We start from the raw sequence: 13,218 nt of genomic DNA on the forward strand, positions 1-13,218 counted from the left end.
CCGATGTCCCGCCCCCGGCGACAATGGCGCTCCGCACGCTCGGGCCGAGCGGCCCCAGGGCTTCCGGGACCGACGCCGACGCCGAACCTGGAACCGGAGCCGGCCGCGGCGGCGATCCGCGGGACGACCGGTCGCCGGTCGCCGGTCCCGGGCCACCGCCTCCCGCACCCGTCACCGGCGCCGCGCCGACCGCCTACGCACCTCTGCGCGCTCGGCTCATCCCCCGCGGTTCGGGCGAGGCCCCGCGCGCCACACCGACCGACGCCGCCACCGGGCAGCCCCACTTCGCGGACCTCGCCTCTTCGTACCCCTGCCCTGCTTCGGGCGTGACCCGGCGTTCCGCCGCCAGAGTGCTCGACGGGGTGCGGTGGGCGCGGGGTGCACCGGGCCGTGTGCGTTCCGTGAGGTGATGACGGCGCAAGAGCGGCGGGCGGGCCTGGTCCGGTGGCGCCCGGCTCCATGACGACGGCGCTGCCCTGGTCGTTTCCCGGCCCGGGGCGGGCCGTCCTGGCTGAAATGGGTTCGCCGATGCGCTTCGCCTCCCGCCGTACCCGCTCGAAGAGAACGCTCGGCTGGGCGGCTTCCGGCCTCACGGCGCTGCTCGCCACCTCCGCACTCGCCGGCCACGGCTCCGTCGCCGCGGCGGCGGGTGCCCCCGGCGGCACTCCCGCCGGCGGGGCCTCGGTCATCACCGTCACCACGGCCAAGGTCGGCGCGCCCGCCAACCCGTCGATCGGCGTCGTCCCGTTCACCGACGCCGTCTACCGGTCGTGCGCGGACGCGCCCGCGTCGTCGGCCGGCTGCCTGACGGTGGGCGACGTCAGCCGCCCCTACGAGATCGGCAAGTTCGAAGTCACGGTCGGGCAGTGGGTGGCGTTCCTGAACACGGCGGACCCCGGCGGCGGCAACCGCCGCGACCTCTACGACGAGACCGAGAGCGGTACCGCGTGGCCGAAGTACGGCCAGATCGACTTCTCCGCCGGCGCCGCGAGCGGCCACCACTACTCGGTGGCGTCCCCCGAGTGGCAGGACAAGCCGTACGGCTTCGCGAACTTCCTGCGGGCGGCGCGCTTCGTCAACTCCCTCTACAACGGCCGGGTGCTCGCCGAGCAGGACGCCAGTGCGGGTGGCTTCTCCTACGTCACCTACAAGGTGGGGCTGTCGCCCGACACCGAGCGCGGGATGTACGACCTGGCCCGGCCCGACGCGACCCGGGCGCACGGTTCCGGCTTCGTGCTGCCGAGCCAGGACGAGTGGATCAAGGCGGCCTACTACGACCCGAAGGGCGGCGGCACCTACTCCTACTGGAAGTACCCGACCAACCCCGGCGTCTTCGGCGACGGCGACGCCACCGCCCCCGCGCCCACCGTCCTCGACCCCGCCACCGGCGACGTCACCAACGCGTCGACCCAGCCGCTCGCCTCGTACCACGGCTCCGGCCTGCCGGCACCGAGCTGGTGTCCCGGCGAGGTGACACCGGGGGACTGCTCCACCGTCAACCCGCTCGGGCTGGACCCGACCACCTACGGCCAGATCTACCAGGGCAGCCTCAGCACGGTCGGCCAGGCGAAGTCGACCTCGCCGTGGGGCACCTTCGACCAGGGCGGCAACGCGGTCGAGTGGACCGACACGATCGCGCCGCCCCCCGCCGGGCAGAGCTCCGTGCGGGTCTGGCGACGGCTGCACGGCGGGATCTCCAACGCCCCCGCCTTCCAGATGTGGCCCTCCGCGGTCGGCCTCCAGCCGCAGGACAACGTCTTCTTCGACCGCACCTACCCCTGGCTGGGCCTGCGCATCGGCGTGATCGGCGACGTGAAGCCCTGCAAGCCCTGACCCCGTGACGCCCCCGTAACGGCCCCGGCCCGCCGCCCGGTGAGGAGGGCGGCGGGCCGGGAGGTGCGGGCGGGGACGGGGCCCCGCGAGCGGTTTAGTAGGGGCCGTTGACGTTGTCGATGGAGCCGTACACGTGGTACGCGTAGTTGCACGCGGCGACGATGTTCGCGACCGGGTCGTAGATGTCGTTCGAGGTACCCGCCACGTGGTAGGCGTCGAACGTCGGCTGGATGGTCTGCAGCAGGCCCTTGGACGGGGTGCCCGCGGCCGCGTTGGAGTCCCAGTTGTTGATGGCGTTGGGGTTGCCGGAGGACTCCCGCATGATGTTGCGGTGGATGCCGTCGTAGCTGCCCGGTATGCCGTTCTGCTTCATGACGGCCAGTGCCTGGTTGATCCAGCCGTCCAGGTTGTCCGGGTAGGTCTGGGTCGCCGTGGTCGTCGCGGTCGTCGTGGTGGACGACGCGGCGGCGGCCGTGGTGGAGGCCGCGGTGGAGGCCGACGAGGCGCTCGCCGTCGACGGAGTGGCCTTCGTGGTGGCGGCCGTGGAGGACGCGGACGAGGTGGAGGACGCGGACGACGCGTCGGACTTCGCCGCGTGGGTCTTGCCGGCGGGGACCTTGAGCTCCTGGCCCGGGTGGATGATGTACGGGCTGTGGATCTTGTTGGCCCAGGCGATGAGGTGCCAGCCGCCGGGGGACTTGTGTGCGCGGGCGATGCCGATCAGGGTGTCGCCGGGCTTGACCGTGTACGTGGTGAACGAGTGGTGGTGCCGGCCGTGCGCGATGTGCTCGGTGTGAGCGGCGCCCGCGGTGTGCGGCGCGCTCTTGGCGGCGGACGGCTCGGCGGCCTGGGCCGTACCGGTCAGCGCGGCGCAGGCGATGGCGGCGAAGGTGCCGGCGACGATGACGCCCCGGGTGGAGACCAGACGCTTCTTCGCCGAGCCGTTGTGGTCGTGCTTGGACATGGTGCGGACCTCTTCCACGTTTCTTGTCAGTAGCGGCCGGCCCCCTCGTCATTCCGACCCGCATTTCGTTTAGCGATGCGTTGTGGCGAGCACATTGTTAGCAGCCGATAAATGGGTCCACAATTGCCCTATGTGCTATGCCGCTTAGTAGATGGCTTTTGCCTTCCGCGTTCTCCGCCCCGGATACCGGGGGTGTGGCGGCGGTGAATGCACTAACCGGCTTCGTAGGTGATGTGCGTCCTATGCTGTGCATCACGTGGAACCGCCCGGGGTCGGAACGCGAAGTAAGGGTGCGGGCGCGGAAAGTACGGGCGCGTTTCATTCTTAATAGCTGCTTAGGTGTGCAAATTGCCCAAAGAGTCCTCATGCCATCGAAATGGACATAAGGGTGCGCGGGTGATCTGCCAAATGGGCCGGTTGGTCCGATTTGCCGACCTGGTGGCACGGCGACGGGGCCGGCGGGAGAGTCGCAGAGGCGCTGCGGGCGCGGGCGCGGATATGGGCGCGGGCGCGGCAGCACGGCGGTACAGCGGAGCTGCGACGCGGGAGTACGGCGGTACGGCGCCAGGGCGATACGGGGAGTACGGCAGCGTGGCGGCGCGGCATTAAGGCGGCATGACGGCGCGACAATGCGGCGGCGCCGCAGTACGGCGGCAAGGCTGCTCGGCAGTACGACGCCGAGAACAGGCGTCAGGAATGCGGTCGGCGCAAGGGCGGACCGCTATACGGGCGTGCGCCCGTCGGCGATGGCGCGGGCGGTATCGCGGTTGCCGACAAGGGAGTTGCGGACGGCCGGAGACGGTATGGCGGGCCGGCGGGTCAGGGCGGAAGAGCTCGCGGCGGACCCGAAAAAAAGGGGCAGGCCAGGACGGCCTTTCGGCCTCCTGGCCTGCCGGCCCGTCCCGGTCTTGCCCCTCGGGTCCCCGGAGCCCGTCGGCCCTCGGGCCCGGCGCTTCCGGAACCCGGCGCCCCTGGGGCCTACTGGCCCCCGGCGCCCCGTACCGCTCGTACCGCTTGGCCTCTCAGAGCACCTTCGACAGAAACGCCCGCGTGCGCTCGTGCGTGGCGCCTGTCGGTGTGAGCCGCTCGGACGGGCCGGTCTCCACCACCCGCCCGTTCTCCATGAACACGAACCGGTCGCACACCTCCCGGGCGAAGCCGATCTCGTGCGTGACGATGAGCATCGTCATCCCGGTGCTGGCCAGTGACCGGATCACGTCCAGCACTCCGGCGACGAGTTCGGGGTCCAGCGCCGAGGTCGGCTCGTCGAAGAGGAGGACCTGGGGGTCCATGGCCAGGGCACGCGCGATGGCCACCCGCTGCTGCTGCCCGCCGGACAGCTCGGCCGGGTAGGCGTCGGCCTTCTCCTTGAGCCCGACCAGGGCGAGCAGCTCCCGCGCCCGCCGGGTGGCCTCTTCCTTGCTGCGGCCCAGCACGCCGACCGGTGCCTCGATGATGTTCTGGAGGATGGTCATGTGGGTGAAGAGGTTGAACCCCTGGAAGACCATGCCGATGTTCCGGCGCTGCGCGGCCTCCAGGCGGTTCGGCAGCTCGCGCACCGCGGTGCCGTGCGGCCGGTAGCCGAGGAGTTCGCCGTTGAGGAGGATGGCGCCCTCGTCCGTCTTCTCCAGCATGTTCAGGCAGCGCAGGAACGAGCTCTTGCCCGCCCCGGAGGGGCCCAGCAGGCAGATGGTCTCGCCGCGCGCCACGTCCAGACTCACGTGGTCCACGACGGTCTGGTCGCCGTACCGCTTGGTGATGTCCACCGCGCGCAGGATGGGGTCGGTGTCCGTGGCGGCCACGGTCGTCTCTGTGGAGGTCATGGTTGATCCACCTCGATTGCCTTGGACTGGGCCCCGGACCGGCCGCGGGTGTTGCGCAGGGTCCGCTCCAGCAGGGTCTGGCCCACCGACATCACGGAGACGATGATCATGTACCAAAGGCTCGCGACGATGAGCAGCGGGATGACCTGGAAGTTGCTGTTGTAGATCTGCTGGACGGAGTAGAGCAGGTCCGGCACGGAGATGAAGGCCACCAGGGAGGTGGACTTCAGCAGGTTGATCGACTCGTTGGCGATCGGCGGTACCGCCATCCGCAGGGCCTGCGGGAAGACGATCCGCCGCAGCGTCCGGATGTTGGACATGCCCAGCGCCGTGGCCGCTTCCCGCTGCCCGGTCGGTACGGCCAGGATCGCCGCGCGCAGCACCTCGGAGGTGTACGCCGCCTGCTGGAGACCGAAGGCGACGATCGCCGCGGTGACCGGCTGCACCAGGTTCTTGGTGTCGATGTCGAAGAACTGGGGCCCGAACGGCACGCCCAGCCCCAGCGCGGGATAGATCAGCGAGAAGTTGTAGACCAGGATGAGCAGGACCAGCAGCGGCATGGAGCGGAAGAACCACACGTAGACGCCGGCCGCCCCGCGCAGCACGGAGTTCGGTGAGAGCCGCATGTTGGCGAGGACCGCGCCGAGGACGACCGCGATGGCGATGGCCGCGACGGTGATGATCACCGTCCGTTCCAGGCCCTGCAGGATCGAGTGGTCGAAGAAGTAGTCGCCGACGGTGCCCCAGGCCAGGTTCTTGTTGCGGGCGAGGCCCTGCAGCCAGAACGCGCACACGAGCACGACCACGACCGCGGCGACCTTGCGCGCGTAATGGGGATGCGGGGAGCGGGTCATCCCGGCGAAGGGATGCGGGGGGAGCGCGGCGGCTCCCCCCGGTGCGCGTTCGGCCGGGGGCGGCGCGGTGTTCCCGGGGAGCGCGGTCCCCTGGGGCGATTTGCTGGTGTCGGCCATGGCCGGTTCCTCAGTTGTTCGGGTTCGGGGAGGGGTTGACGAGCGCCTTGGTCACGCCGGCCTTCTCGACGCCGTAGCGCTCGAGGATCTTCTGGTACGAACCGTCCTTGATCAGCGCGTCGATGCCGTCGGCGACGGACTGGGCCATCCCGCTGTCCTTCTTGGTGGCCACGCCGATGTAGACCGACAGGTAGCGCGGGCCGCCGAGGGTGAACGCGTCACCGGACTGCTTGGCCACGTAGCCGAGGTTGGTGACGGTCGCGGTCGTGGCGTCCACCTGCTTGCTGCGCACCGCGAGGGTGGCGGCGCCCTGGTCGGCGAAGGTCTTGACGCCGATGGCGCCCTTGCCGGCCTTGACGCAGGCGCTGGACTGCTCCTTCAGCACCGGGATGGAGCTGGAGGCGGCGACCATGGAGATCTTCTTGCCGCACAGGTCGTCCATCGAGCCGCCGATCGCCGGGCTGCCCTTCAGCGACAGGAACTCGTAGTGGTCCTCGAGGAAGGCGACCTGGTCGAAGGACTTCTCGCGCTCGGCGGTGACGTCCGCGCCGAACGCGCCGAAGTACGTGCCGCGGTTCACGCCGAGGAGGGCGTTCTCGAAGGAGTCCTTCTTCTGCTGGACCTTCTTGCCGAACGGCCCGCTGAGCGCGTCCGCCAGGTCCACGTCCACGCCGACCGCCTTGCCGGACTCCAGCATCGCGTAGGGCGGATAACCGATGACCATGGGTGCGACCAGGTCGCCCTTGGCGTTGGCCGCCGGAAGCTGCACGAGGGCCTTCGAAGTGCCGCTGCCGGCGGAGTTCTTCGGCGAGCTGCCGCCGTTGTCGGAGGAGGAGCTGGAACAGGCGGTCAGGACGCCGGCGGCGACCACCGCGGCGGTGCCGGCGAGGATGCTCTTTCTGATCTTCATGATGAGGCGCCGTACTTTCTCGCAGATGCGTGGCTCCCCCTGTGCGACACAGGAAACGCACAGGGGCATCGGTCTTTGCCGGGGACGGTTCGGGACGGTCGGGGCGGTCCTGGACGGTCGGGGCTGTTCGGGGCTGTTCGGGGTGGCCGAGGGGCGCCGGGGCGCCGGTTCGACCGGGGTGGCCGGAGTGGCCGGGGTGGTTCGCGCGGTGGCGAACCGGCTACTCGACGCGGCCGATGGTCAGCGACCGCACGCCGCTGACCCGGGTCTCCGAGCAGGCCGCGGCGAACTCCGCCAGCCCCTCGGTGATCGAGGCGAAGATGGTGCACGGGGTCCAGCCCAGCGGCCCGAACACCCGGCCGCCCTTGCCGTAGAAGATCCCGACCTCCCACAGCTCGAAGTTCAGGCCGGACATCTGGCCGGGCTCCTGGAAGAACCAGATGAGGTCGCCGGCTCCGGGGATCACCTGCTGGTTCTCCGCGGGCAGCGCCCGGGGGTCGAAGGTGTGCGCCTGCTCGGGGAGGCCGAACATGATCTCCGGCCCGGCGTACATGGCGTGCATGACCTTCTCGGTCACGGGATTCGCCAGCGCGCGTCGCGGGGGCGTCGTCCGTGGCGAGGGTGGCGACCGCGCGGGTGCCGTCGTCGACCTGGAGGTAGATCTGGCGGTCGGTGCTCATGGGTTTCTCCGGAAGTGATGACCGTCGCCACGGGTGCGGACGGTAGTACGAACGATAGTTCGTCTTATTTCGGACAGGGGCAGATTGTGAGGAGGCTCATGGTGTGCGAGGGAAAAGCACGGTATGAGCGGACTGGGGGCCCGTCGGTGGACGGGTGTGTCATGCGGCGGGGCGGGCCTGGGCGGCGTACCGGCGGGCCGCGGTCACGAAGTCGTCGAAGAGGATGTCGGCGTGGTGCTGTTCGCCCGGCGCCGCCATCTTTTCCGGGTGCCACTGGACGCCCCGGAAGTACCAGTCCGGTGTGCGGCTCTCCGCCGCCTCGATCACGCCGTCGGCGGCCCAGGCGATCGGGCGGAGCGCGGCGGCCATCTGGTCGAGGGCCTGGTGGTGGATGGAGTTGACCTGCGCGGGTTCGGGCAGGCAGTCGCGCAGCCACGCGGCGTCGGTGCGCACCTCGTGCCGTAGGTTCCGCAGCGCCTCGGCGCCGTGGACGGCCGGATGGGCCGCGGTGACCGGGAGGTCCGCCCGGAGGGTGCCGCCCAGGGCCACGTTGGCGATCTGCAGTCCGCGGCAGATGCCCAGGACGGGCATCCGGCGGCGGAGCGCGCCGCGGACCAAGGCGGTCTCCGTCGCGTCCCGCCCCGGGTCGTGGTCGCCGACCGCGCCTGCCGCACCGGCCGCGCCGGCGGCACCCGCGGCGCCGTACGTCGCCGGATGGACGTCGCCGCCGCCGGACAGCAGCACCCCGGCCACCGAGTCCAGCAGCACCTCGACCTCCTCGGCGGTGAGGGTGGGGGTCAGCACCGGGACGCCGCCGGACGCGCTGACGGCGTGCGCGTACTCGGTGCCGAGGGTGTAGAGGTCGGTGCCGGCACCCAGGTACGTGTCCAGCGGGCGGCGCCAGCTTGTGACGGCGATCAGCACCGGACGAAGGGGGCTGCCCGCCGCGGCAACCGGCCGGCCCACCGCGGGGGCCGGGCTGCCGACCGCGGGAGTCGCGCCGGTCATCGGGACTCCAGCTGGAACCACGTGCTCTTGAGGTCGGTGTACTTGTCGATCGCGTGCGCGGACTTGTCGCGGCCGAAGCCGCTCGCGCCCGTACCGCCGAAGGGCATCGACATGGAACCCTCCTCGTAGCAGTTCACCCAGACCGAGCCGGCCTTCAGGCGCCGGGCCACCGTGTGGGCGGTGGACAGATCGCGGGTCCACAGCCCGGCGGCCAGGCCGAACGGGGTCGCGTTGGCCAGCCGGACCGCCTCGTCGGTGCTGTCGACCACGAGCACCGAGAGCACCGGCCCGAACACCTCGTCCTGGGCGATGGCCATCTTCTCGGTGACCCCGGTGAGCACCACGGGCGCGAGGTAACTGCCGCCTGCCAGCGTCGGGTCGGGGACGAAGCGCTCGGCGCTGCCCGCGGCGAGCGTCGCGCCGTCCCGCAGGGCGCCCCGGACGTGTCCGAGCACGCGCTCCAGGTGCGCCTCGCTCACCAGCGCGCCCGACGGCGCCGCGACGTCCAGCGGGTCGGCCGGCCGCATCCGGTGCGCTTCCTCGATCGCGGCCGCGATCGCCTCTTCCGCCACGTCCCGGTGGACGATCATGCGCGAGGAGGCGCTGCACATCTGGCCCTGGTTGTAGAAGCAGGCCCAGGCGGTGGTGCGCCCGGCCGCGGCGACGTCGGCGTCCGGCAGGATCACGCTGGCCGACTTGCCGCCCAGTTCGGGCCAGACCCGCTTGCCGTTGGACTCGGCGGCGTAGCCGAGGAAGCGGCGGCCGACCGCGACCGATCCGGTGAAGGCGAGCACGTCGACGTCGGGGTGACGGCCGAGCGCCGCGCCGGCTTCCGGGCCGAGCCCGGGCAGGACGTTGAGCACGCCCGGGGGAAGGCCCGCCGCCAGGGCGAGTTCGCCCAGGCGCAGCGCCGAGAAGGAGGTCTGCTCGGCGGGCTTGAGGACCACGCTGTTGCCCGCCAGCAGGGCCGGGCCGAGCTTCCACGCGGTCATCGTGAGCGGGAAGTTCCAGGGCACGACCGCCGCGACCACGCCGGCCGGTTCGCGGGTGACCAGGGCGAGCGCGTCGCCAGGCGAGGTGGGGTTCTCGTCCGCGAGCTTGTCGGCGAGCTGGCCGTACCAGCGCAGACAGCCGGCGACGGCGGCGAGTTCGACGTCGAGCGCCTCGCGGACGGGCTTGCCCATCTCGATCGCGATGCGCAGCGCCAGTTCCTCGGCGTGGGCGGCGACCGTGTCCGCGAAGCGGATCAGGATCTCGCCGCGCCGGGCGGCCGGCAGCCGCGACCAGCGGCCGTCCTCGAAGGCCAGGCGGGCGGTACGGACGGCCTGGTCCACATCCGTCTCGTCAGCCGCCGCCAGTCGCCCGACGACGCTGCCGTCGCGCGGGCTGACGACGGTGATCTCCCGCTCCCCGTGCGGCTGGACCCGCCGGCCGTCCACCAGGTGGTCGGCCGACCAGTCAAGCCCTGCGACAAGAGCCGCGTCGTGAAGCCGCATAGATCTCTCCTCCGTTCCGGATGAGGAGAGATTATGCCTAGTCGGCTATTTCGGCAATGCTTTCTTTCTGGTTCCGACAGATGGAGGTCACTTGTGTCTCATGTTCGCCACTTGCATCGGACCGCGCCGCAGTGCCTCCAGGACCACCGAGGACCGGGCCACGGTGACCGAGCCGAGGGAGCCGATGGCCCCGGTGAGGAACGAGTAGAGCGCGGCCGGGTCGGGCACCAGGCAGTCCACGAGGATCTGCGAGGACCCGGTGCAGGCGACGCAGAAACGCACCTCCGGGCGGCAGCCCAGCGCGGCGCCGACCACCTCCACCTGGTCCAGCGGCACGCTGAGCCAGATCAGCGCTTCCACCCGCAGGTCGTGCACGGCCGAGGAGAGCTCGGTCCGCACATGCAGCGCGCCGGCGCCGAACATCGCCTCCAACCGGCGACGCGCGGTGGGCGCCGAGATGTCGGCCGCCTTGGCCAGCGAGATCACGGTGGCCCGGCCGTCCTCGGCGAGCGCGCTGACCAGCGACTCGTCCTCCCGGGCCAGCTGTACCGGCCCGGACACGGCCGCGCCGCGCGCCGGGGTGTCCGCGCGCAGCGTGTCCACCACCGGCGCGGGCAGGACGCCCACGCTCCAGTCGTAACCGGACCGGAAGTAGCGCAGCACCGTGCTGGCCTCCACCGAGACCACGCCGTCTATCGCCGGCAGCTCGGCCAGCAGCAGCCGGGAGCTGTCCTGGCGGGTCCGCGGCAGCAGCATGCACACCACGTCCCCCGACCCCTCGACCACCGAGACCGACGAGGCGTCCGGGCGGCGCGCGAGCTCCTGGCCGACCTGGAGCGCGGCCCCGGTGCGGGTCGACAGCCGCAGCACCAGGGGATGCGCCTCCCCGACGATCGTCGTGTCCAGATACGTGGAGACCTGCACCAGCCCGGCGTCCAGCAACCGCTGCCCCCGCCGCTGCACGGTCCGCTCCGACAACCCGAGTGCCCGGGCGATCGCTCCCCAGGTCGCGCGCCCGTTGACCTGCAGGGCGTAGGCGATCAGGCGATCGGGCTCGGTCAGCTCCTCTGCTGCGTTCATAGCCCAGAACAGTAGATCAGCCCCGGCCGGGAGAAGAGCCCCCTCATCCGGCGCCCCCGACATCGGGCCCCCCTTGCCCCGGTTGTCCAGGGGACCCCGTCGCGCCCCCCGCGCGGCCGGCCGTCATCTCTTCTGCTCGGCGCCCCCGCGATTCTCCGCTTCGTACGACGTCCACGCACCCTGGTGGTCCGCGCACCGCGACGAGCCCTCCATCGCCGGACGTTGGCAACTCCGCCCGCGCAACGTCCGCATATGGCATATCAGTTGGCGTTCTCCCACGATCACTCCTCGACGAGGTCATCCACAGCACTCGCGTGCGCTCCCCACGATCGCAGCGAACCCCCACCCCGGGCAGTCGTGCGCCCGGTGGTGAAGAGAGCACACCGGGCGCACACTCACGCCCCCGAACTCGCTTATGGGCCACGGAAGTTGGGCCGCAGCGCCGTTCGGCGGGCCGGGCCGACCGTTCCGCCCGTGCGCGCTGAGCGCCGCGTACCGCAGTTCGCTGTCCATGAACGTGCCCCACCTCTCCCGCCGGCCGGGCGCAACGGCACGGCCACCCGGCGCGCTTCGGGTCCTTTGGCCGGATCGAAGCGTGGCAGGTGGCCGTGGTGGGTGTCAGGTGGAACCGTGCTCCCCGCACGAGGGGGTCGTGCGGGGAGCAGGTGCGATCAGCTCGCGGGCATCAGTTGGGCCATGTTGAAGCCCGCGACGTCCTTGCTGGAGCCGATGCCGTCGCCCCACTGGTCGTAGCCCTTGCGCACCCCGTTGTCCTTGTCGTTGTCGTCCAACGCGAAGGAGAACACGGTGTTGTCGGTCGGCTGGACCGAGCTGACGTCGCTCCACGGCAGCGTCATCTCGTAGAGCGTGGTGTGGGTCGCCTCGTCCCTGGTCACGTTGACGGTCGCGTCGGTGACCTGTCCGCTGCCCTCGGTCGGGGCGGTCCAGCGGTAGAGCTGGGGGCCGGCCGAGGTGAGGGCGGCGCCGTATTCGTAGTGCCCGTCGACGGAGGCGGCGCTCTCCGTGGCCGACGCACCCGGTACGCCCGAAGTGGCCGCGAACTGGAGGGAGTCGCCCTGCCAGATGTCCGCTCCGGTCGCGGGCTGGGACTGGACGTCGTCGGTGAGGTTCGCGGTGATGTAGAGGTTGTCGGCGTCCCAGTCGAGCCACACCTTGCCCGACAGGTCGGAGTCGCCGCCGTACGGCTGCGAGCCGTCCAGCGTCACCCAGGTCCCGTCGGCGGTCGTGGCCATGTCCACCGCGGGGCCGTCCTGGACCTGGTCGAGCGTCCACGACTTGCCGAGGCTCTTGTTGACCACGGGCAGGAAGGTGACATGCCCGGAGAACGCCTCCGAGGACAGGTCACCGGAGATGACGCCGGTCACCGTGAACTTGTACGCCGTGGCGAACGTGATGTCCGTGACCGGCACGTCCACCGTGGCCGACGCCTGGGGGGCGATGGTCGCGCTGACCGGCTGGGTACCCGACTGGCTGCCGAGCTTCCACTTGACGCCCGTCACCGTGGTGGGGCTGTCCGACGGGTTGTTCAGGACCACCTTGAGCGAGCCGGCCGGCGGGTTCGTGCCGGTCAGCACCGGGGTGACCTGTTCGGGAGCGGCACCCGAGGTCACCGAGACCGTGCCGACCGCGGCTTCGGTGTACGCACCGGCCCCGCCGGTGAACGCCGCCGACGCGTCCAACTCCGCCTTCGTACCCGGACTCGCGGCGGCCGGCACCGTGACGCTCCAGGTGGCCGTCACCTTCTGACCGGGCGCCACCTTGGACAGCGACACCGGTGAAGTCGCCTGCACCGTCCAGCCGTTCGGGGAGTCCAGGCTCAGCGAGACGTTGCGGACGGCCTGCGCACCGGTGTTGGCGAACGTCGCGGTCGTGGTGATGGTGGTGTTCGGCTTCACACGCCCGCCGCCCGCAGATCGAACGGGTCCTGCACCACGATCGCGGTGCTGCCGGTCACGCCGTTCACCGTCACGTCGATCGTCGCGGCGCCGGGCGCCCGCATGGTGACCACACCACGCGCGCCGACCGTGGCGACCCGCGGGTCACTGCTGCGGTAGGTGACATGAGCGCGGGACAGGTCGGCGAACGACTGGTCGTTGTCGGCCGCTTCGATGATGCGGTCCGCCGCCGCGTGATTCTGCTCCAGCGCGGAGTTCGTGTCCGGCGCCTTCATCGGGTCGGTACCGGTGAGGTCCAGCGTGCCGCCGGGCTGGAAGACCACCTGGTCCGACTGGACCGTCACGGACCGCACCTTCGGCGTGGTGGCGCCGTGCACCCGCACCGTGCCCGAGCCCGCCACGGTGGCGGAGTCGGGACCGACGCGGAACCGGTAGGCACCGTCGTGGACGACCTGCTTCAGCGCGCTCTCGTCCCACTGGCTGAGGTCGGCGACCTTGACGGACAGGTTGACGTGCTGGGTGTGCCCCGGCGCGAGC

General features: G+C 71.2%; 10 protein-coding genes and 1 pseudogene. 1 reads left to right on the forward strand and 10 read right to left on the reverse strand.

Going from position 1 to position 13,218, the window contains the following annotated elements:
- Window positions 1–459 precede the first annotated feature (459 nt).
- The gene (locus AC13HU_RS17350; protein WP_483042783.1) at window positions 460–1,833 is read left to right on the forward strand and encodes a hypothetical protein; all 1,374 of its coding nucleotides are present in this window, start codon (window positions 460–462) and stop codon (window positions 1,831–1,833) included.
- A gap of 94 nt (window positions 1,834–1,927) precedes the next feature.
- Here the strand turns inward: AC13HU_RS17350 and AC13HU_RS17355 are convergent, their stop codons facing one another.
- The 10 genes and pseudogenes from AC13HU_RS17355 to AC13HU_RS17400 form a co-directional block, all read right to left on the reverse strand.
- Entirely contained in the window at window positions 1,928–2,797 is an 870-nt protein-coding gene (locus AC13HU_RS17355; RefSeq protein WP_483042784.1) for a LysM peptidoglycan-binding domain-containing protein, read from the reverse strand.
- A gap of 1,022 nt (window positions 2,798–3,819) precedes the next feature.
- A complete protein-coding gene (locus AC13HU_RS17360; protein WP_483042785.1) occupies window positions 3,820–4,620 on the reverse strand; it encodes an amino acid ABC transporter ATP-binding protein in 801 nt (266 codons plus the stop codon).
- Window positions 4,617–5,591, reverse strand: a complete 975-nt coding sequence (locus AC13HU_RS17365; RefSeq protein WP_483042786.1) for an amino acid ABC transporter permease — start codon at window positions 5,589–5,591, stop codon at window positions 4,617–4,619. Before AC13HU_RS17365 ends, AC13HU_RS17360 begins: the two co-directional genes overlap by 4 nt.
- Window positions 5,592–5,601: 10 nt before the next feature.
- On the reverse strand, window positions 5,602–6,501 hold the full coding sequence (locus AC13HU_RS17370; protein ID WP_483042787.1) for a transporter substrate-binding domain-containing protein: 900 nt from the start codon (window positions 6,499–6,501) through the stop codon (window positions 5,602–5,604).
- 220 nt (window positions 6,502–6,721) lie between these two features.
- Window positions 6,722–7,105, reverse strand: a pseudogene (locus tag AC13HU_RS17375) (DUF3830 family protein); the annotation flags it as partial.
- 235 nt (window positions 7,106–7,340) lie between these two features.
- Window positions 7,341–8,189 carry a gamma-glutamyl-gamma-aminobutyrate hydrolase family protein gene (locus tag AC13HU_RS17380; RefSeq protein ID WP_483042788.1) on the reverse strand — a complete coding sequence of 283 codons (849 nt, stop codon included), beginning with the start codon at window positions 8,187–8,189 and terminating at the stop codon, window positions 7,341–7,343.
- The gene (locus AC13HU_RS17385; RefSeq protein ID WP_483042789.1) at window positions 8,186–9,685 is read right to left on the reverse strand and encodes an aldehyde dehydrogenase family protein; all 1,500 of its coding nucleotides are present in this window, start codon (window positions 9,683–9,685) and stop codon (window positions 8,186–8,188) included. The genes AC13HU_RS17380 and AC13HU_RS17385 overlap by 4 nt, the downstream gene beginning before the upstream one ends.
- An 87-nt stretch (window positions 9,686–9,772) precedes the next feature.
- Window positions 9,773–10,765 (reverse strand): Lrp/AsnC family transcriptional regulator, encoded by a 993-nt coding sequence (locus AC13HU_RS17390; RefSeq protein ID WP_483042790.1) that lies wholly within the window; start codon window positions 10,763–10,765, stop codon window positions 9,773–9,775.
- A gap of 671 nt (window positions 10,766–11,436) precedes the next feature.
- On the reverse strand, window positions 11,437–12,681 hold the full coding sequence (locus AC13HU_RS17395; RefSeq protein WP_483042791.1) for an NEW3 domain-containing protein: 1,245 nt from the start codon (window positions 12,679–12,681) through the stop codon (window positions 11,437–11,439).
- Window positions 12,678–13,218 (reverse strand): Ig-like domain-containing protein (locus AC13HU_RS17400; RefSeq protein ID WP_483042792.1); only part of this gene is annotated, 541 nt, incomplete at its 5' end. The genes AC13HU_RS17400 and AC13HU_RS17395, both read right to left, overlap by 4 nt.

The organism is Streptomyces sp. NH27, from assembly GCF_056859195.1.